We start from the raw sequence: 19,693 nt of genomic DNA on the forward strand, positions 1-19,693 counted from the left end.
GGTTAGTTCATTTATAAGATGATTTATTTTTCAATTTAATTTAATTAGGTTTTAGTAAAATCTATTTATTTGATTAATTAAATTGAAAAAATATTTTTTCTAAAGAATGAAAACGAAAAGTTAATTTTCTAACGAATTTTACAGTAAAAAATAAATTACGAACCATTACAAATAACAACTTATTAACATTAGATAAACTATAATGAAATAATAACTGTAAAGATTAACAAAATAAGGAAAAAATTGACTAAAATCAATTTATTACTCTATATTGTATTCGCTAAACTTGATTAAATTGATCTAGTATATATAGGTATTAACTTGAGAATGTATGGTTTTGTTGACCTATATTCAGAATTCTAAGCTGAGTCACGTAAAAGCTATTTATTGTATGTGAATATAGGCGTAATATTATTGTGGTATCTATTGAATTTTCCATTTTGTAATAATTCATTGTTGTGTTTGAGGCATTTATTGCTGGTAGTTACGAGACTTTCGTTTTACGAAGTCGGGTTGCCGCAAGTCGGTGTCTTCCTGCTAGGAGCAAGGAGTCAAGATGTTTGATATTGTCGAACTGTCACGATTACAGTTTGCCTTAACTGCTATGTACCATTTTCTGTTTGTACCATTAACGCTTGGTATGGCGTTTTTGCTTGCGATCATGGAAACGGTATATGTCCTTTCTGGCAAACAAATCTATAAAGATATGACAAAATTCTGGGGTAAGTTATTTGGTATTAACTTTGCTCTAGGTGTCACAACGGGCTTGACCATGGAGTTCCAATTCGGAACCAACTGGTCATATTTCTCACATTATGTTGGTGATATTTTCGGTGCGCCTCTGGCCATCGAAGGTCTGATGGCATTCTTCCTCGAATCTACATTCGTTGGCCTGTTTTTCTTCGGTGGGATCGACTGAGTAAGAAACAACACTTGGCGGTTACCTGGCTGGTTGCATTAGGCTCTAACTTCTCTGCATTGTGGATCTTGATTGCGAATGGTTGGATGCAAAATCCGATTGCGTCTGACTTTAACTTCGAAACCATGCGAATGGAGATGGTGAGCTTTAGCGAACTGGTACTTAACCCAGTGGCACAGGTGAAATTTGTCCATACTGTTGCAGCGGGTTATGTGACAGGGGCTGTTTTTGTGCTAGGTATCAGCTCTTACTATCTGCTTAAAGGGCGTGATTTGGGGTTTGCTAAACGCTCTTTTGCGATTGCAGCGAGTTTTGGTATGGCTGCGGTACTGTCTGTTATTGTTCTGGGTGATGAATCTGGATATGAAATGGGGGACGTGCAGAAAACCAAACTAGCAGCAATTGAAGCAGAGTGGGAAACCCAGCCACCTCCAGCTTCATTCACGCTGATTGGTCTTCCTGATCAGGATAAAATGGAAAATAAATACGCCATCCAAATTCCTTACGTTTTAGGTTTAATTGCTACCCGCTCAACAGATACCCCGGTCGTTGGCTTGCGTGATTTGATGAGCCAGCATGAGCAACGTATCCGTAATGGTATTAAGGCCTATGAATTACTGGAAAAACTGCGTGCAGGTAATGTTGATCCAAGTGTTCGTAGTGCATTCAATGAAAGTAAGAAAGATCTTGGCTATGGCATGCTCGTGAAGCGTTATACCCAAAACGTAACTGATGCAACAGAAGAGCAAATCAAAGCTGCTGCGAAAGACTCTATTCCACGTGTAGCGCCGCTCTACTTTGCATTCCGTATCATGGTTGCTGCTGGCTTTATTATGCTGTTGGTTATCGGCCTGTCGTTCCTGAGTGTTCTCCGTAACCGTATTGGTCAACATAAATGGCTGTTGCGTGCTGCATTGTTCAGTATTCCATTGCCATGGATTGCCATTGAGTCTGGTTGGTTTGTCGCAGAATATGGTCGTCAACCATGGGCGATTGGTGAGGTGTTGCCAACGGCTGTCGCGGCATCAACACGCAGTGTTGGCGATCTGATTTTCTCAATGGTGCTGATTTGTGGTCTGTACACTTTGTTCTTGATCGTAGAGATGTTTTTGATGTTCAAATTTGCTCGTCTTGGCCCAAGTAGCCTGAAGACAGGTCGTTACCATTTTGAACAAAAAACAGTGTCTTCAGCGAATAATATTGAGTAAGCAGGAGTCCACTTATGCTTGATTATGATGTATTACGATTTATATGGTGGCTGCTGATTGGTGTGTTACTGATCGGTTTCACCGTGACTGATGGTTTTGACATGGGGGTGGGTATCCTGCTGCGGATCATTGGTAAAAACGATACCGAACGCCGTATCATGATTAACTCAGTTGCCCCACATTGGGATGGTAACCAGGTTTGGTTAATTACCGCGGGTGGTGCTCTGTTTGCTGCATGGCCAATGGTATATGCCGCCGCTTTCTCTGGCTTTTATGTGGCAATGATCCTGGTTTTGGCTGCATTGTTTTTCCGTCCGGTGAGTTTCGATTACCGTTCAAAACTGGAAAACAGCAAATGGCGCAATATGTGGGATTGGGGGCTGGCTATCGGTAGTTTCGTACCTGCATTGGTTATCGGGGTGGCATTTGGTAACTTGCTGCAAGGTGTACCATTGGCAGTCGATTCTTACCTGCGTGTCTCCTATGAAGGCTCATTCTTTGGATTACTGAACCCTTACGGATTGTTGGCAGGGGTGATTAGTCTGATGATGATTGTGACACAAGGTGCAACTTATCTGCAAATGCGTACAACGGGTGAACTGCACCTACGTTCCCGTACCGCAACCCATGTTTGTGCAGCGATAACGGCAATAGCATTCCTATTAGCAGGAATATGGCTGATTTATGGCATTGATGGTTATGTTGTGACGGGCGGTCTAGATGTTAATGCCGCATCTAATCCGTTACATAAAGAAGTCATTCAGCAGGCAGGTGCATGGCTGATCAACTTCAATAACTAGCCGCTTTTGTGGGCGATACCTGTGCTGGGAGTGATTCTTCCTCTGCTGACTATGCTGTCTACTTGGATGGATAAAGGTGCCTGGGCATTCTGTTCTCATCCCTGACAGTGGCTTGCATTATCCTGACTTCAGGCATTGCTATGTTCCCGTTTGTGATGCCATCAAGCCTTGACCCGAATGTCAGTTTGACTATGTGGGATGCGACATCCAGTCAGTGGACGTTGCAAGTTATGTTAGTTGTTGCGCTTATCTTTGTTCCTACTGTGTTGTTGTACACCATTTGGTGTTACTACAAAACTTTCGGGCGTTTGGATAAGAACTATATTGATAACAACAAACACTCACTGTACTAAGGAGCATAGGCATGTGGTATTTTGCTTGGATTCTCGGAACGCTCTTGGCTTGTAGTTTTGCGGTCATTGCTGCTTTGGCACTTGAGCATAGCGAATCACAAAACGCTTCTGAGAGTGACAAAAATAATGGCTGATAGATGCTACCAGCTTATGGATAAGGGCCTATTGAGGGCTCTTATCCTCATTATCGCTTTAACACTTGCTGCCTGTGTATTTTGGGATCCGGCACGTTTTGCCGCCAGTACCAGTTCACTACAAATATGGCAAGGTATTTTATTGATTTGGGCAGTTTGTTCTGGCGTTACTTTTGGTGTTGGTTTTCATCCTAAGAGTATTATCTGGCGATTGTTTTTTCACCCATTACCCGCATTTCTTATTCTTCTTTTTGGCTTATATCATTTCTTTAAGTAAACTAGTTGTAATTTTATAGGCTGATAGCCTATAAATTTTTTTTTTTACTAACAAGTCATTCCAAAGCGCTATTGTCTTAAGTATAGTGACAGCGTCAATTCGCCTAATTAGGATTATATGAGTAATATGTTGTTCCGTTGGCCTATCCGTGTTTACTACGAAGACACAGATGCTAGTGGTGTGGTTTACCACGCTCGGTATTTGGGTTTTTATGAAAGGGCTCGTACAGAGATGTTGCGTGAAAGAGGTTTTCACCAACAGTCTATGTTGGATGAGCAAGTTGGTTTTGTTGTTAGTCGTATGACGATTGACTATCGGAAACCAGCAAAACTGGATGATCAACTGATTGTTGAAAGTGAAGTTACGAATATCCGTGGAGCTTCCCTAACATTTATTCAACGAATTGTTGATTGTAATGGCGTAGTTTTCAGCAGTGCGGAATGCCTGGTTGTCTACGTGAATTCATCTCAAATGAAGCCGATTGCGCTTCCAAAGTCTATTGTCGCGGAGTTTAAGCAGTGACTGACATGAACATCCTTGATTTATTTCTTAAGGCAGGTTTTTTAGTACAACTGATCATGCTGATTTTGATTGGTTTTTCTATCGTCTCTTGGGCAATTATTATTCAACGGACAAAGATCCTTAATGCTGCAAGCCGTGAAGCAGAGGCATTTGAAGATAAATTTTGGTCTGGTATTGAATTATCTCGTCTTTACAAAGAAAGTCAGTCACGCCGTGATTCATTAAATGGTATTGAACAGATATTCCATTCTGGGTTTAAAGAGTTTGCTCGTTTACATCAGGCAAATAACGCTGCACCAGAAGCTGTTATTACAGGAACTTCCCGTGCCATGCGTATTTCACTAAATCGTGAATTGGAAGTATTGGAAAATCACATTCCATTTTTGGGTACAGTAGGTTCCATCAGTCCTTATATTGGTTTGTTTGGTACGGTCTGGGGGATCATGCATGCCTTTATCGCCTTGGGGGCAGTTAAACAAGCAACTCTGCAAATGGTGGCTCCCGGTATTGCTGAAGCTCTGATTGCAACAGCTATTGGCCTATTTGCGGCAATTCCTGCGGTGATGGCTTATAACCGTTTGAACCAGCGTGTTAATAAATTAGAACAAGTTTACGATAATTTTATGGAAGAATTTCTGGCGATTTTGCATCGTCAGGCATTTGCTTCTAATACTGTTAAGTCGTAATAAATCGTAAGGGGAAATCAGTGAATGGCGCGTACTCGTAGTCGCAGACGTGAGCTAAAATCCGAGATCAATATCGTTCCCTTGCTGGACGTGTTGCTGGTATTGCTACTTATTTTCATGGCAACAGCACCAATTATCACGCAAAGCGTAGAAGTCGATTTACCTGATTCGGTGGATTCAAAAACAGTTTCTAGCACTGATAATCCACCGGTCATTGTGGAAGTTTCTGGGGTAGGACAGTACAACATGGTTGTTAACCAGGAACGTTTGGAATTATTACCTGAACAGCAAGTTGTTGCAGAAGCTCAAACCGTGATGAAAGCCAATCCGAAAACAATTTTCCTGATTGGTGGTTCTAAGGAAGTTCCTTATGATGAAATTATCAAGGCGTTGAATATGCTTCGTCAGGCAGGTGTAAAATCGGTGGGTTTAATGACCCAGCCTATCGGCACCTGACAGCGGCTGTTACTTAAAGTTTCTGGATGTCGAGCGTGGGAAAGACAAGCGAGCAAAATAATAGGCTGAATCGGGCCATTATCATCTCTGTAATATTGCATATTATCCTGATCGGGTTTCTGATTTGGGGTTCTTTGACGCAAAAAACAGAAATGGGGGGCGGTGGACAAGGCGGTACTGTCATTGATGCTGTTATGGTTGATCCGAATGCGGTCGTTCAGCAATATAACCAACAACAACAGCAACAGGCCAATGCAAAGTTAGCTGAACAACAGCGGAAGAAAAAAGCGGAGCAACAGGCTGCTGAATTGCGGGCAAAGCAGGCGGAAGAACAGGAACGCTTGAAAGCGGCTGAAGAAGAACGAATTAAAGCGCTACAGGAAGCTGAAGTGCAAAAAAAACAATCTGAGGCTGCTGCCGCTAAAGCGCGTGAAGAACAAAAACAGGCGGAAGAAGCGGCTGCAAAAGCACTGGCAGAAAAAGAAAGAATTCTAAAAGAGCAAGCTGAAGCCCGCCAGAAAGCGGAAGCCCAGGCGAAGAAAGAGGCAGAAGAAGCGGCAAAACGTAAAGCGGCGGCTGAGGCAAAAGCTAAAGCGGAAGCTGAAGCCAAGGCTAAAGCCGAAGCCGAAGCCAAAGCTAAAGCGGAAGCCGAAGCTAAAGCCAAAGCAGCAGCCGAAGCAAAAGCTAAGGCAGAAGCAAAAGCTAAGGCGGAAGCAGCAAAGCAAACTCAAACGGTTAATGATCTATTAGGTGGATTAACATCTAATACGCCTAAGCAGGGTGGTGCGGCTGCGGCAGGAAAAGGTGGTGGTAAGAAAAGTGGCCTTTCTCAGCAAGATATTAATAGTTATCTGGGAAAAGTTCAGGCTGCAATAGAGAGTAAATTTTACGATTCCAACCTGTATATTGGCCGTACTTGTGATTTAAATATAAAACTGGCGCCAGATGGATTACTGATTGATATCAAAGCAGGAGCGGGTGATCCGGCGTTATGTCGAGCGGCAATTACTGCAGCTAATTTGGCAAAAAAGATGCCGCCTCCACCAAGCAAAGAGGTTTATGAATATTTTAAGAGTTTCACATTAGAATTTAAACCGCAGTAATTTAAGTGTTTGGTGCATAATTGCTATGCACTAAATAAACTTTCGAATAATTTATATATACAAACAAAATTATTAGATTTTATTTAGGTATCTAGTTTTGTTTGTTGGCGTTTGTTAGAATCCGGCGGATTATTGCGGCGAGTAAAAGATCGCGATAAGGGAGAGATGATGAAGCAAACTTTTAAACAGATGTTTAAAGTCATATTAGGCTTTCTGGTTATGTGGGCGGCACTTGCTCATGCAGAGGTTCGCATTGAAATTACACAGGGTGTTGATTCTGCCCGTCCTATTGGGGTTGTCCCATTTAAATGGACTGGGGCAGGTGAGTCACCTGAAAATATTGGCTCAATTATTGCTGCGGACTTGAGAAACAGTGGAAAATTTAATCCGATTGATTCTGCCCGTATGCCGCAACAACCGACGACTGCATCAGAGGTAACGCCTGCGGCATGGGCTGCATTGGGGATCGATTCAGTCGTTGTTGGACATATTCAACCCAGTGCAGATGGTAAATTCTTGGTTTCTTATCAACTTGTTGATGTTGCTGGTGCACCAGGAACGGTGTTGGCACAAGAACAATTCACCGTTGAAAAGAAATGGTTACGTTTTGCGGCACACACAGCCAGTAATCAGGTATTTGAAAAACTGACGGGCATCAGAGGTGCATTTACTACCCGTATAGCTTATGTCGTTAAAAATAGCAGTTCAGGTAAGTATCGAAATGAGCTGCGTGTTTCTGATTATGATGGTTATAATCAATTTACCGTACATAGCTCACCGGATCCATTGATGTCACCAGCTTGGTCGCCAGATGCTTCCAAACTTGCCTATGTTACATTTGAAGGTGGTCGCTCTGCGCTGATTATCCAAACACTGGCAACAGGTGCTATTCGTCAGGTAGCTTCGTTCCCTCGCCATAACGGAGCCCCTGCATTTTCTCCGGATGGGACTAAACTTGCCTTTGCATTATCTAAAACCGGTAGTTTGAATCTTTACGTGATGGATTTAACGTCTGGCCAAATCCGCCAGATCACTGATGGTCGCAGTAACAATACTGAGCCAAGTTGGATGCCAGATAACCAGACATTGGTCTATACCTCAGATCAGGGTGGGCGTCCACAATTATATAAAATCGATATTAATGGCGGTGCTCCACAACGCCTAACTTGGGAAGGACCACAAAACCAAGATGCAGATGTTAGCCCTGACGGTAGTTTTATTGTGATGGTTAGCTCAGCGAGTGGCAGTCAGCATATCGCCAAACAGGATCTAGCAACGGGATCTGTCCAAATTTTGACAGATACGTTCCTGGATGAAACGCCGAGCATCGCACCTAATGGCACTATGGTGATTTATAGCTCCACTCAAGGGTGGGGAACTGTATTGCAGCTAGTTTCGACTGATGGGCGTTTCAAAGCGCGTCTTCCGGCTACCGATGGACAGGTAAAATTCCCTGCCTGGTCGCCGTATCTGTGATGCATAATAATATGTATGGCAAACTATAAAAGGATCAAAGAGATGCAACTGAACAAAGTGCTAAAAGGGCTGATGTTAGCTTTACCAATCATGGCCGTAGCAGCGTGTAGTTCTAACAAAACTGGCAATAATGATCAGTCTAGTGTAGGCACTGTTGATAATTCTTCTAAGACTCTGTCTGCTGAAGAATTAGCGCGTCAGCAGATGCAAAAGCTGCAAAATAACAACATCGTATACTTCGGTTTCGATAAATACGACATCAACAGCGAATTTGCTCAGATGTTGGATGCACATGCTGCCTTCTTGCGTACTAACCCGTCTGTAAAAGTGACTATCGAAGGTCACGCAGATGAGCGTGGTACTCCAGAGTACAACATTGCTCTGGGTGAGCGCCGTGCGAATGCAGTGAAAATGTATCTGCAAGGTAAAGGTGTTTCTGCTGATCAGCTTGCTATCGTTTCTTACGGTAAAGAAAAACCAGCTGTACTTGGCCATGACGAAGCAGCATATGCGAAAAACCGTCGCGCTGTGATCGTATACTAAGAGTAATGCATGAACAGTAACTTCAGACGTTATATGTTGGGTCTGTCGTTATTGGTTGGCGTAGCGGCTCCTTGGGCCGCTACCGCCCGAGCGCCAATCAGTAATGTCGGCTCAGGCTCCACCGATGAGCGCCTCTCCCAATTAGAGCGTATTTCTGACGCTCACAGTCAATTATTGACCCAGCTTCAGCAACAGCTTTCTGATTCTCAACGTGATATCGATACACTCCGCGGTCAAATTCAGGAAAACCAGTATCAATTAAATCAGATCATTGAACGTCAAAAAGATCTTTACCTGCAATTGGATAAAATCACCAATCCATCCAGTGCAGAGAGTTCAGAGCCAGAAAATCGTAATGCGGCACCTTCGGCACAAGCTGAGAATAAAAAATCTGCTGTGTCGGCAAGTACAGGAAGTGAAAAAGGTGATTACGATGCCGCTGTTTCTTTGGCTATCAATACCAAAGAATATGATAAAGCGATTGTCGCATTTCAAAATTTTGCCAAAACCTATCCCAAGTCTAAATATTTGTCGAATGCCAATTATTGGTTAGGGCAGTTGAATTACAACAAAGGCAAGAAAGACGATGCGGCTTATTATTTTGCCACTGTTGTGAAAGACTATCCTAAGTCACAAAAAAGCAGTGATTCCTTGTATAAAGTTGGTCTAATCATGCAGGAAAAGGGGCAAAAGGATAAAGCGAAAGCGGTTTATCAGCAGGTGGTTAAGCAATATCCAGACTCTAATGCAGCAAAAATGGCCGGAAAAAAGCTTTCCGGGATGTAATAATTATCCCCGAAAGGTCAGAAATCGGTCTTTTGGGGAATAATTGACTGCTTAATAAGCATTTAAACAATTTTTCCAAAATAAACATTGCACCACGCTGAGAAATCAGTAATATATGCCGCCGTTGGCAAGGATAACTGCCAAACAGATTTAGAATTTAGATGGGTCGTTAGCTCAGTCGGTAGAGCAGTTGACTTTTAATCAATTGGTCGCAGGTTCGAATCCTGCACGACCCACCATCTAAACTTTCACTTCAAATACTTCTCAGATGGGTCGTTAGCTCAGTCGGTAGAGCAGTTGACTTTTAATCAATTGGTCGCAGGTTCGAATCCTGCACGACCCACCATCTTTAAATATTCCTTAAATAGATTGTAAACTCATTCAAAAGAACAGTTGGCTTTTAATTGATTTATCGTAGCAGATAATTTAATAAGTTGATTACTGACTTCACATTTTCTCCTTATCGTTTTTAAATCTTTAAAATAATTAAAGACTTTTTTTCTTAAATTCGTTATCTTGTTTAGTATTTAAAACAACAAAGCGCAAAATAGCCCAATTGTCTCGTAATTTCATGTTTATTGTATTGATATACTAAACATTATTTATGGTTAAGGATAAAAAAGTATGGATTTTTTCAACATTGATAACATATTCGTGCATATTCCACTAGGAACGGGCGGCTATAACCTTTCATATATTGAAGCGATTGGTACGATAGCAGGGCTGTTATGTATTTGGCTCGCTAGTCAGGAGAAAATCATTAATTACCTGTTTGGATTAATTAATGTCTCACTATTCGCTGTTATCTTCTTTCAAATTCAACTCTACGCCAGCCTCATTCTGCAAATCTTTTTCTTCGCGGCTAATATCTATGGGTGGTATGCATGGAGCCGAGTTAATGAGCAAAAACAAATAGAGCTTAAAATTCGGTGGCTCAACCTTAAACAGATGGTTGTTATTGCCGCGGTTTCCATATTTGCCATATTGATCATGACATTCAATATCGATCAAATATTTGGTTATATGGCAAAAGTGGTGGTGCTCACCCTACAGGGAATGGGTTTTAATATCATCATGCCTGATTTACAACCTGATTCTTTTCCATTCTGGGATTCAGTGATGACAATATTATCCATCGTGGCAATGATACTGATGACGCGTAAACATGTAGAAAATTGGCTGATTTGGGTCATCATCGACGTTATTAGTGTCGTGATTTATTACTGTCAAGGCGTGTTGGCGATGTCACTGCAATATATTATTTTGACAGGTATTGCATTGAATGGTACTCGTCTGTGGATCAAGGCAGCGAAACCAGCGGATAACAACCCAAAGAAAATGTAAATTAAAAGCAATCATCGGCCATAGATAATTAACGTTCTATGGCCTGTTATTTGCTCTTTTTCTGCAAGACATTCTCTTCTTATTCATCTATTTATTTGAATTAACATCATTTTTACTCTCAATGGTATTTTCCATAAAAAAGTATTCTATTTTTACTCACAAAGATTATTTACAGAACAACGCCTAACAGTTAGATTGAGATCACAAAATTATTTTAAATAACTGTAAACGTATTAGGTGAAAGGATAATGAATTACCAGAACGACGATATAAGAATAAGAAAAATAACAGAATTATTGCCACCAGTTGCATTACTCGAAAAATTTCCAGCCACAGAAGAGAGTATTATTACTGTTCGTAAGGCACGTGAATCTATTCATAATATTTTAATTGGTGAAGATGATCGTCTATTGGTAGTGATTGGTCCATGTTCAATTCATGATCCACAAGCGGCGTTAGAATATGCAGAACGCTTGAATAAATTACGTGAAGAATTGAAAGCCGATTTGGAAATTATCATGCGCGTGTACTTTGAAAAGCCCCGCACGACTATTGGCTGGAAAGGATTGATTAACGATCCAGGCATGGATTGCAGTTTTGATATCAATGGCGGATTACGTACTGCCCGTAAGTTATTGCTCGATATTAATAACATAGGATTACCTGCAGCAGGTGAATTCCTGGATATGATTACACCTCAGTACCTAGCCGATCTCATGAGCTGGGGTGCGATAGGGGCACGTACAACGGAGTCTCAAATTCATCGCGAGTTGGCTTCAGGGTTGTCGTGTCCGGTTGGTTTCAAAAATGGTACAGATGGCACAATTAAAGTCGCTATTGATGCGATTAATTCAGCAAGTTCATCGCACTGTTTCTTGTCTGTCACGAAATGGGGTCACTCCGCGATTGTTAATACAATAGGTAACCAAGATTGCCACATTATTCTGCGTGGTGGCAAAGAGCCTAATTACAGTGCAGAACATGTCGGTGCCGTTAAAGAAGGGTTAAAAAAAGCAGGCTTGGCTCCCCGCGTAATGGTTGATTTTAGCCATGCAAATAGCGCGAAGCAGTTCAAAAGACAAATGGACGTCGGTGTTGATGTCTGCGGTCAGATTGCAGGGGGCGAAAACGCGATCATTGGTGTTATGGTTGAAAGTCATTTGGTGGAAGGAAACCAAAGCCTGGAGAGTGACAAGCCTTTGGTTTATGGTCAAAGTGTGACTGACGGTTGTATTGGTTGGGAAGATACCGAAACGTTATTGCGTCAGTTATCTCAGGCTGTCAGAGTCGCAGAAGCTAATTTATCGCAAAAATGCCATAAAAAGCCGGACATCAATCCGGCTTTTAACGTTATTTTTACGCGAGTTGAGGATTACTTCGCTTTACCCTGATTTGCAACTGCTGCTGCCTTTGCTGCGATTTCATCAGCATTGCCCAGATAGTAGTGTTTGATAGGTTTCATGTTCTCATCAAACTCATAAACCAGTGGTACAGCGGTTGGAATATTCAATTCAAGAATTTCTTCTTCACTCATATTATCCAGATACTTCACCAATGCACGCAGGGAGTTACCGTGAGCGGCGATAATGACTTTTTCTCCTTTTTCTACGCGTGGCTTGATCACTTCTTCCCAATAAGGAATAACACGTTCAATAGTCGTAGCAAGGCTTTCAGTGACTGGGAGTTCTTCTGGTTTCAGGCTGGCGTAACGAGGATCATGGCCTGGGTAGCGTTCATCATCTTTGGTCAAATCAGGAGGCGTGATAGCAAAGCCACGACGCCACAATTTAACTTGATCATCACCGTATTTGGCTGCGGTTTCTGCTTTATCCAGGCCTTGTAATGCACCGTAGTGGCGTTCATTCAGTTTCCAGCTTTTTTCAACTGGCAGCCATTGCTGATCAACCTGATCCAGAATATTCCACAAAGTGTGAATAGCACGTTTTAGAACGGAAGTGTAGGCGAAATCAAAAATAAAACCTTCTTCTTTCAGTAGTTGACCAGCTTGTTGTGCTTCAGAGCGGCCTTTGTCGGACAATTCAACATCAGTCCAGCCAGTAAAACGGTTCTCTTTGTTCCACTCACTTTCTCCGTGCCTTACAAGAACCAGTTTAGTTACAGCCATAGCTTAAACTCCTATCAGTACTTTTTAATACAAAATGAAAAGATCGCTGCGGGCATTATATGGCGCGACAGGCCAAAACGGCAAACAATAGTCTCGTATCTTCTGTTTTAAATCATAATTGGTGATAATTACAGCGATCATATATCTGGGAGGAAGGGAAATAACGGAGAGTTTATGATCTGGACTGTCTCCGAATAGAGAGAGACAATTCAGATCAAATGGAATTCAGTTTAGTGCATGACTACTGATTTTATTGGGTAGGTGAAAAATAGTAGATGCATTAAGTTGAGTGAAAAATGGAAAGCAACAGCCACCCATAAACGCCCACTCCACAGCCAGGTCAGGCCATAAATTAACCCTGCCAGCGTAGCAAAAATCATCAGTAAACCCCCGCCAGCAAAATGGGCAGCGCCAAACAGCAGGGAGGTAATGACAAGGGCTAAGTAAGGATTCATCCATTGACTGAGCTTCTGCTGAATATAGCCACGAAACAGCGCTTCTTCAGCCAAAGAGACAAAGAAAAGATTAGCAATAACAAAGGCCGGGAACCAATTAGGTAGATGGAGTTCAACGGACAATCCGCCTAGTACGGTTGCAAGCCATAATAATGCTGGAATAGCTGCGATCAATAATGCCCATCCATGAGCAGGTGCATTAGCCAACGGTTTTCGGATGAACAAAGTAGGCATACAGAATATCAGGATAAATGGTAGCAGTGCCTTGTCAAAGTTGAAATACATTGAAAAAGGAGCGCTGAGCGGGCCTGCCTGCACTTTATCCAGATACTTGAGATTATGAAATCCTGGAATGTAGTGTACAAACAATAAAATACCACCAATGAGCAATAACAGTTCTATAACGATTTTGGGGACAAAATGTTTTTCGCTGTTTTTTTGGCAATAACGATATGCCATACCTAAAAGAGTGATCACTATCAGCGTGATTATAGCAGGATAGGTAAGTATGTTAGTGTTGATCCCAGCAATGATAGCGAAGAGTACGACGAAAAAAGCAATTTTCTGACGACTCTCTAAAAGAGCCAATGCAATGGCAAGTAATGCCCAAGCCATATAATTCCCTAATATCTTTGAAAAAACTAATGAAATAATCTAAAAATAAACGGTGATTCTATAGTAATGGTTAAAAAATTCAAAAATAATAATAAGAAATATCAAAAAAATATGACTTGATTTTATTAAAGAGTGATTAAATTGCACGGTAGTAGAAACCCCTCTCCATCAAGAGAGGGATCATCGTCATGCGTTGAACAAAAAAGAAGATTACAGTGATTCTAAGCAAATATTTTCAGTTTCATACCGATAAATATCACCGTCAGGAATAAATCGCAGACGATGGGTAATGCACTGTGGCGCATCTTCTTGATGATGGGAAACAAACAGAAGCTGTGTATCACCATGAGCAATCATGATGTCAATGAAGCGCAGGACTAACTGGCGGTTTAGAGGATCAAGCCCTTGCAAGGGTTCATCCAGGATCAATAAAGCGGGATGTTTCACCAGAGCGCGGGCAATCAAAACCAGCCGTTGTTGTCCCCATGACAAACTATGAAATGGGCTATTTGCTGTTGCTCCAGATAATCCCAATAAACCCAGCCATTCATCTGCTAACTGTTGCTGTCGATCTGAAACGGCCTGATAGAGTCCTATTGAATCGAAGAAACCTGACAGGATAACATTCCGAACGCCGGTACTGACACGATACTCCAGATGAACACTGTTACTGACATAACCAATGTGACGTTTGATATCCCAAATCGTTTCACCACTTCCCCGTTGACGGCCAAATAATATTAACTCATTGCTGTAACCTTGCGGGTGATCGCCTGTAATCAGGCTAAGAAGTGTCGATTTACCCGCGCCATTTTCACCGATGATTTGCCAGTGTTCATTAGGGTTAACTTGCCAGCTTAAGCTGTGCAAAATGGGTTTATCATTGTATTGGACAATAACATCACGCATTGACACCAACGGTTGATCAGCGGGAAGTTGCCCATCAATTCGGTATCCATCTGCTTCGGGAAGACGAATATTTTTCAGCCCTTCGCTGTGTGCTAACTGTGCCACGAGAGATTCTGCCAAAATGCGTTCTTTCTTTCCAGCCAGCGTCAGGTGGCAATCTGCCAGTACACCGATTTGTTCGACAAAATCAGGAATTTCATGGAATCGGGTTAAGATTAAAACTAAAGTAATGCCTTTTGCCGCCAGAGAACTTAATAATTGGGTAAGTTGATTGCGGGCATAACTGTCTAGTCCATCAAAAGGTTCATCAAGGATAAGCAGATCCGGGTTTACCATTAATGCCTGACATAACAAAACCTTACGAACTTCCCCTGTTGAAAGGTATTTGAATCGTCGTGAGAGCAGATCCTTGATACCAAAATATTCGCTTAGTTCAAGACACAATTCATTGTCTTTATGGTGAAGCTGGATGATGTCTGCGGCAGTACGTCCAGTATCTTCTTCTCCTTCACTGAGTAAATCTGTATTGTTGCGTTGCCACTCTTCATCAATCAGTTTTTGTAATTGTTCGAAAGATAGACGTATTGGTGTGCGAAACGAACAATGACGGTCACCTGCCAGTTGAATTAACTCGTCCGACAGTGCACGCGCCAGTGAAGATTTTCCACTGCCATTTGCGCCAACAAAAGCCCAACTTTCCCCAGAAATAATTTTCAGTGACGGTAGCCGTAGGGTACGGGTGTCACTTAAACGGAAACTACCTTGCTTTATTTGCAATTCAGACATTCTTCTTCCTTTTTAAGCAACATCAATTAAAGGATCATCAGAAATAAGCGGAATAATGTTCAATGTCAATGTGTAGCTGTTTGTTATTCATTGAGGCGTAATATTTTTGTAATCGATGTTTCAATTTTATCGCTGATACTAGGCTGTTTGCGCCTTGGCTGATAGAACCCGTTATTTTAATATGCGTAGGCAACGCAATTCATTGGGGATCAGAGAACAGGCGTTGTTGCAATTTTAGTGTTAACAATATTTGGGCTTGCATAGTGATTTATTTAGGATAACTATTTGAGCGTTCTTACAACAAAACCATAAGAATCGCACGTTTCGTCGGTTACTGTTACTGTTTTATTGTCTAGAATAACCCAATTAACGTCTGTGTTATGTCAGGTTCAGAGATGATACAGTTAATTTGTTAGTCACTCAGGATATGAGGTTAGCATGTTTGAATTGCTTAAAAGTATGGGATTTGCGCTGATCATGGTTCCCGTGGTGATGGCTGCTATTTTGGTGCTGATTTATGGGCTTGGGGGATTATTCAATCTTATCTCCAAAACAGAAAATACCAGTCGGTAGTCTTGCTCCTTATGATTCCTATTACCCGGTTATCCGGGTAATCATCAATTCCAACCTTCCCTTCATAGGTAATTTTTTGCATTGAGATCAATATAAAAGCTAAAACTGGCTCAAAACTTGCCGATTAATCTTAGAATAGCGTTTTCATTTAACGTTGTATCTTGTTATACACAACGCACTATATTGATTAGCGTAAGTGAGTATAAAATGAAAAATAAAGTTTATCAGTTGCTGACAGGGGCTGTAATTTCTTTTGCGCTTGCTGGAAACGTTTGGGCAGCAGATAAGGTGACGGTTTTTGCGGCCGCTTCATTAACGAATGCATTGGATGATATTACAGCACAGTATAAAAAAGAAAAACGGGGCGATATTGTAGCCTCTTATGCTTCATCATCGACGCTGGCACGTCAGATAGCTCAGGGAGCTCCGGCGGATATTTTTATTTCTGCCGATCAGCAGTGGATGAATTACGCGACTGACAAACAATCAATTGCCGAAAATACTCGTCATACCTTGTTGGGTAACCAGCTCGTCCTGATTGCGCCGAAAGAGAGTCATTTGAATCAAGTTGAGATCAACCAAGAAACCAAATGGAAGTCTTTGCTGGCGGGAGGGCGGTTAGCGGTTGGCGATCCTGATCATGTACCCGTTGGTATTTATGCTAAAGAATCACTGCAATATTTGAATGCATGGGATACGGTTCATCCATTGATGGCACGCACTAACAATGTGCGTAGTGGTATGGCGCTGGTGGAACGAGCCGAAGCCCCGCTGGGCATTGTTTATGGTTCTGATGCTGTTGCCAGCAATAAGGTGAAAGTTGTGGGGGTTTTCCCACCTGAAAGCCATAAATCGGTGGGATATCCGATGGCGATAGTCAAAGGTCATGAAAAACAGGCAGTTCGCGATTTTTATGATTACCTTAAAACCCCTGAAGCCGCTGTTATTTTTAAACGCTACGGCTTTAGTCCACTGTAGGAACGGATCTTTTGGAGATGTTAAGTGAATATGAATGGCAAGCAATTTTACTGAGCTTAAAAATCTCAGCGATTGCTGTGCTATTCAGTTTGCCATTTGGGATCTTAATGGCATGGATGCTGGCTCGTTGCCAGTTTGTTGGTAAATCCCTGCTTGACAGCATTATTCACCTACCGCTGGTATTACCGCCAATCGTAGTCGGATATTTGTTGCTTATCAGTATGGGGCGGCACGGAGTTATTGGTGAATTCCTTTATGACTGTCTTGGTATCAGCTTTGCGTTTAATTGGACAGGGGCGGCATTAGCTTCGGCTGTGGTGGCTTTTCCACTGATGGTCAGGGCTATTCGGTTGTCATTGGAGAGTATTGATCGGCGCCTGGAACAGGCTGCCCGTACTTTGGGGGCAGGTTCGCTTAAAGTCTTTTTCACCCTTATCTTGCCATTATCATTACCCGGTATCATCGTTGGCGCGGTATTGGCGTTTGCCCGCTCGTTGGGTGAATTTGGTGCCACTATCACCTTTGTTTCCAATATTCCGGGGAAACCCGAACCATTCCTCTTGCCATGTATACTTTGATAGAAACGCCAGGTGCTGAAACTGCCGCTGCCCGTTTGTGTGTTATCGCCATTATATTGGCTCTGATTTCATTGATGCTCTCTGAGTGGCTGACACGTTGGGGCAGAAAACGTTTGGGGGCAGCATGTTAGAGTTGGATTTTGAACAGCGCTTGGGTGAGCTTCACATGCAAGTGAATACCACTTTGCCAACAGAAAGCATTACCGCTGTATTTGGTCTTTCGGGAGCAGGAAAAACTTCATTGATCAATGTGATTGCGGGATTGAGCCATCCACAAAAAGGCCGCATTGTTTTAAACGGCACTACTTTAGTGGATACAGAACAAAATATCTTTGTGCCACCAGAGAAGCGTCGAATTGGTTATGTCTTTCAGGACGCGCGACTTTTCCCGCATTATCGCGTGAAGGGAAACTTACAGTACGGCATGGCACCAGAGATGAAACCCCAGTTTGACAGCATCATTGGCTTGTTGGGAATTGAACATTTGCTGTCTCGTTTCCCCATCACGTTATCTGGTGGAGAAAGACAGAGAGTAGCGATTGGCCGTGCATTATTGACTGCCCCTGAAATCCTGCTTATGGATGAGCCACTGGCATCATTAGATTTACCGCGTAAACGCGAGTTATTACCTTATCTTGAAAAGTTGTCCAAAAACGTCAAAATCCCGATCCTTTATGTCAGTCACAGTTTAGATGAAATTTTACGTTTGGCAGAGAATGTTATTGTTATGGACAACGGAAAAATCAGGGCAACAGGAACCTTGGAAGAGGTCTGGTCGAGCAGTGCATTGCGTCCATGGCTGCAAAAAGAGAGTTTGGGCAGCATACTAAACGTTTCTGTTATGGAACATCATCAACGTTATCAAATGACCGCCGTCGCGGTGTCTGACAAACTTCTTTGGTTGCCACAAGTTAATGTTTCTCCAGGAACGGATCTGCGTATCCGTATTGATGCATCCGATGTTTCTTTAGTCTTGGAGCCACCAAAATCCAGCAGCATCCGTAACACCTTACAAGTCAAAGTCATTGAGTTTTTTGAAGATAATGGCCAGGTTGATGTCAAATTAGCAGTGAGTGAACATAGCCTGTGGGCAAGAATTACGCCGTGGGCGCGGGAAGAGCTTAATTTGCGGGCAGGGCAATGGTTGTATGCACAGATAAAAAGTGTTTCGTTGAATCGTCACTTATAACTATCTGGAACATTATAGAGGGAGCAGAGCAGTGGACTGATTTGCTCCCGTTGGATTAAATTACAGTACGTATTTTCTCAGAATTTCAGCAATGCCAGGTTGAGTATTATCCCGTGTCACAATATCTGCCCGTTCTTTGACGGCCTCAACGCCATTACCCATCGCGACACCCAACCCAACATTCTCCAGCATACTGAGATCGTTATAATTATCACCGAAAGCAATCACATCGTTCATACTCATGCCTTGCGATTCCACCCATTGCTGTAATCGCATACCTTTGCTATTGCCTTTCTTGGCGATATCTACCTGATCAAACCATGACCATTCACACTCAAGGCCAACATTTTCCTCAATTTGTTCACTTATCTCACGCAGTTTCACTAAATCGGATGAGCTGGTAGCGAATTTCCAAATAGCATTCACCGTGTGGATTGCATCTTGAAAACTCTCTGTTTGCTGGATATTAGGGCGTTGATGTTCAGGCAGAGAATCCGACCATGCAAGGGTTCGGACTACAGTGTGAGGAAATTGATATAAAATGGCATCATCAACATACATCAAATGCTGAATTTCCGTGCCTTGCAGATAGGAAAGTGCTTGGGAAGCTTCTTGGGCAGAGAGTGGATTAGAGGCCAATACTTTCTTTGCATGATAATCATAGGAATAAGTCCCATTGCAGCAGATCGCAGGCGTATCGAGTTGTAACGCTTGATAGAAAGGGTGGATGGCGACATGATGGCGTCCAGTGACAATCAAAACTTTGATACCTGATTGGCGGGCTTCATTTAGGGCTGTCAGTGATTCGGGCAGGATACGTTTTTGTGGATCGAGCAGTGTTCCATCGAGATCCAGCGCAATAACGCGATACGACATGA

17 protein-coding genes, 2 tRNA genes and 4 pseudogenes are annotated in these 19,693 nt (G+C 42.3%); 19 read left to right on the forward strand and 4 right to left on the reverse strand.

Going from position 1 to position 19,693, the window contains the following annotated elements; all coding sequences use genetic code 11:
* Positions 1 to 556: 556 nt before the first annotated feature.
* The 15 genes and pseudogenes from cydA to aroG all read left to right on the forward strand — a co-directional run.
* Positions 557 to 2,127: pseudogene (gene cydA / locus AAC853_RS12470) on the forward strand (cytochrome ubiquinol oxidase subunit I).
* 14 nt (positions 2,128 to 2,141) lie between these two features.
* A pseudogene (cydB, locus tag AAC853_RS12475) lies at positions 2,142 to 3,280 on the forward strand (cytochrome d ubiquinol oxidase subunit II).
* An 11-nt stretch (positions 3,281 to 3,291) separates the two neighbouring features.
* Complete coding sequence (gene cydX, locus AAC853_RS12480) at positions 3,292 to 3,414, forward strand: cytochrome bd-I oxidase subunit CydX (RefSeq protein ID WP_338882873.1); 123 nt, start codon at positions 3,292 to 3,294, stop codon at positions 3,412 to 3,414.
* Complete coding sequence (gene ybgE / locus AAC853_RS12485; protein WP_340614739.1) at positions 3,407 to 3,691, forward strand: cyd operon protein YbgE; 285 nt, start codon at positions 3,407 to 3,409, stop codon at positions 3,689 to 3,691. Before cydX ends, ybgE begins: the two co-directional genes overlap by 8 nt.
* Positions 3,692 to 3,808: 117 nt before the next feature.
* On the forward strand, positions 3,809 to 4,213 hold the full coding sequence (ybgC, locus tag AAC853_RS12490; RefSeq protein WP_338882869.1) for a tol-pal system-associated acyl-CoA thioesterase: 405 nt from the start codon (positions 3,809 to 3,811) through the stop codon (positions 4,211 to 4,213).
* Positions 4,210 to 4,899 (forward strand): Tol-Pal system protein TolQ, encoded by a 690-nt coding sequence (gene tolQ, locus AAC853_RS12495; protein WP_338882867.1) that lies wholly within the window; start codon positions 4,210 to 4,212, stop codon positions 4,897 to 4,899. The genes ybgC and tolQ overlap by 4 nt, the downstream gene beginning before the upstream one ends.
* Positions 4,900 to 4,923: 24 nt before the next feature.
* Positions 4,924 to 5,355 carry a colicin uptake protein TolR gene (gene tolR, locus AAC853_RS12500; protein WP_338882865.1) on the forward strand — a complete coding sequence of 144 codons (432 nt, stop codon included), beginning with the start codon at positions 4,924 to 4,926 and terminating at the stop codon, positions 5,353 to 5,355.
* Positions 5,356 to 5,390: 35 nt separating this feature from the next.
* Entirely contained in the window at positions 5,391 to 6,458 is a 1,068-nt protein-coding gene (gene tolA / locus AAC853_RS12505; protein ID WP_340614740.1) for a cell envelope integrity protein TolA, read from the forward strand.
* A gap of 189 nt (positions 6,459 to 6,647) precedes the next feature.
* Positions 6,648 to 7,934: a Tol-Pal system beta propeller repeat protein TolB gene (tolB, locus tag AAC853_RS12510; protein ID WP_422824218.1), complete on the forward strand. Its 1,287-nt coding sequence runs from the start codon at positions 6,648 to 6,650 to the stop codon at positions 7,932 to 7,934.
* Between the two features lie 42 nt (positions 7,935 to 7,976).
* Positions 7,977 to 8,477: a peptidoglycan-associated lipoprotein Pal gene (gene pal / locus AAC853_RS12515; RefSeq protein ID WP_338885591.1), complete on the forward strand. Its 501-nt coding sequence runs from the start codon at positions 7,977 to 7,979 to the stop codon at positions 8,475 to 8,477.
* 9 nt (positions 8,478 to 8,486) lie between these two features.
* The gene (gene cpoB, locus AAC853_RS12520) at positions 8,487 to 9,263 is read left to right on the forward strand and encodes a cell division protein CpoB (protein ID WP_340614741.1); all 777 of its coding nucleotides are present in this window, start codon (positions 8,487 to 8,489) and stop codon (positions 9,261 to 9,263) included.
* A 163-nt stretch (positions 9,264 to 9,426) separates the two neighbouring features.
* A tRNA-Lys gene (locus tag AAC853_RS12525) sits at positions 9,427 to 9,502 on the forward strand.
* Between the two features lie 31 nt (positions 9,503 to 9,533).
* A tRNA-Lys gene (locus AAC853_RS12530) sits at positions 9,534 to 9,609 on the forward strand.
* A gap of 278 nt (positions 9,610 to 9,887) precedes the next feature.
* Positions 9,888 to 10,607, forward strand: coding sequence for a nicotinamide riboside transporter PnuC (gene pnuC, locus AAC853_RS12535; protein WP_338882862.1), 720 nt, complete (start codon positions 9,888 to 9,890; stop codon positions 10,605 to 10,607).
* 248 nt (positions 10,608 to 10,855) lie between these two features.
* Positions 10,856 to 11,893, forward strand: a pseudogene (gene aroG, locus AAC853_RS12540) (3-deoxy-7-phosphoheptulonate synthase AroG); the annotation flags it as partial.
* Between the two features lie 86 nt (positions 11,894 to 11,979).
* Here aroG and gpmA read toward each other — a convergent pair.
* The 3 genes from gpmA to modF form a co-directional block, all read right to left on the reverse strand.
* Positions 11,980 to 12,732, reverse strand: a complete 753-nt coding sequence (gpmA, locus tag AAC853_RS12545; RefSeq protein WP_338882860.1) for a 2,3-diphosphoglycerate-dependent phosphoglycerate mutase — start codon at positions 12,730 to 12,732, stop codon at positions 11,980 to 11,982.
* A 230-nt stretch (positions 12,733 to 12,962) separates the two neighbouring features.
* On the reverse strand, positions 12,963 to 13,802 hold the full coding sequence (locus AAC853_RS12550) for a CPBP family intramembrane glutamic endopeptidase (protein ID WP_338882859.1): 840 nt from the start codon (positions 13,800 to 13,802) through the stop codon (positions 12,963 to 12,965).
* A 210-nt stretch (positions 13,803 to 14,012) separates the two neighbouring features.
* Positions 14,013 to 15,497 carry a molybdate ABC transporter ATP-binding protein ModF gene (gene modF, locus AAC853_RS12555; protein WP_340614742.1) on the reverse strand — a complete coding sequence of 495 codons (1,485 nt, stop codon included), beginning with the start codon at positions 15,495 to 15,497 and terminating at the stop codon, positions 14,013 to 14,015.
* A 438-nt stretch (positions 15,498 to 15,935) separates the two neighbouring features.
* On the opposite strand from modF, the gene AAC853_RS12560 reads away from it, so the two are divergent.
* From AAC853_RS12560 to modC, 4 genes and pseudogenes are all read left to right on the forward strand, one after another.
* Positions 15,936 to 16,070 (forward strand): AcrZ family multidrug efflux pump-associated protein, encoded by a 135-nt coding sequence (locus AAC853_RS12560; RefSeq protein ID WP_338882856.1) that lies wholly within the window; start codon positions 15,936 to 15,938, stop codon positions 16,068 to 16,070.
* Between the two features lie 207 nt (positions 16,071 to 16,277).
* Positions 16,278 to 17,048, forward strand: coding sequence for a molybdate ABC transporter substrate-binding protein (gene modA / locus AAC853_RS12565; protein ID WP_338882855.1), 771 nt, complete (start codon positions 16,278 to 16,280; stop codon positions 17,046 to 17,048).
* 17 nt (positions 17,049 to 17,065) lie between these two features.
* Positions 17,066 to 17,757, forward strand: a pseudogene (modB, locus tag AAC853_RS12570) (molybdate ABC transporter permease subunit).
* Positions 17,751 to 18,815, forward strand: coding sequence for a molybdenum ABC transporter ATP-binding protein ModC (gene modC, locus AAC853_RS12575; protein WP_338882852.1), 1,065 nt, complete (start codon positions 17,751 to 17,753; stop codon positions 18,813 to 18,815). The pseudogene modB and the gene modC overlap by 7 nt, the downstream one beginning before the upstream one ends.
* Positions 18,816 to 18,875: 60 nt before the next feature.
* Here modC and AAC853_RS12580 read toward each other — a convergent pair whose 3' ends face one another.
* Complete coding sequence (locus AAC853_RS12580) at positions 18,876 to 19,691, reverse strand: pyridoxal phosphatase (RefSeq protein ID WP_340614743.1); 816 nt, start codon at positions 19,689 to 19,691, stop codon at positions 18,876 to 18,878.
* Positions 19,692 to 19,693: the final 2 nt, after the last annotated feature.

The organism is Xenorhabdus thailandensis (genome assembly GCF_037996785.1).
Taxonomy (GTDB): Bacteria; Pseudomonadota; Gammaproteobacteria; order Enterobacterales; family Enterobacteriaceae; genus Xenorhabdus; species Xenorhabdus griffiniae.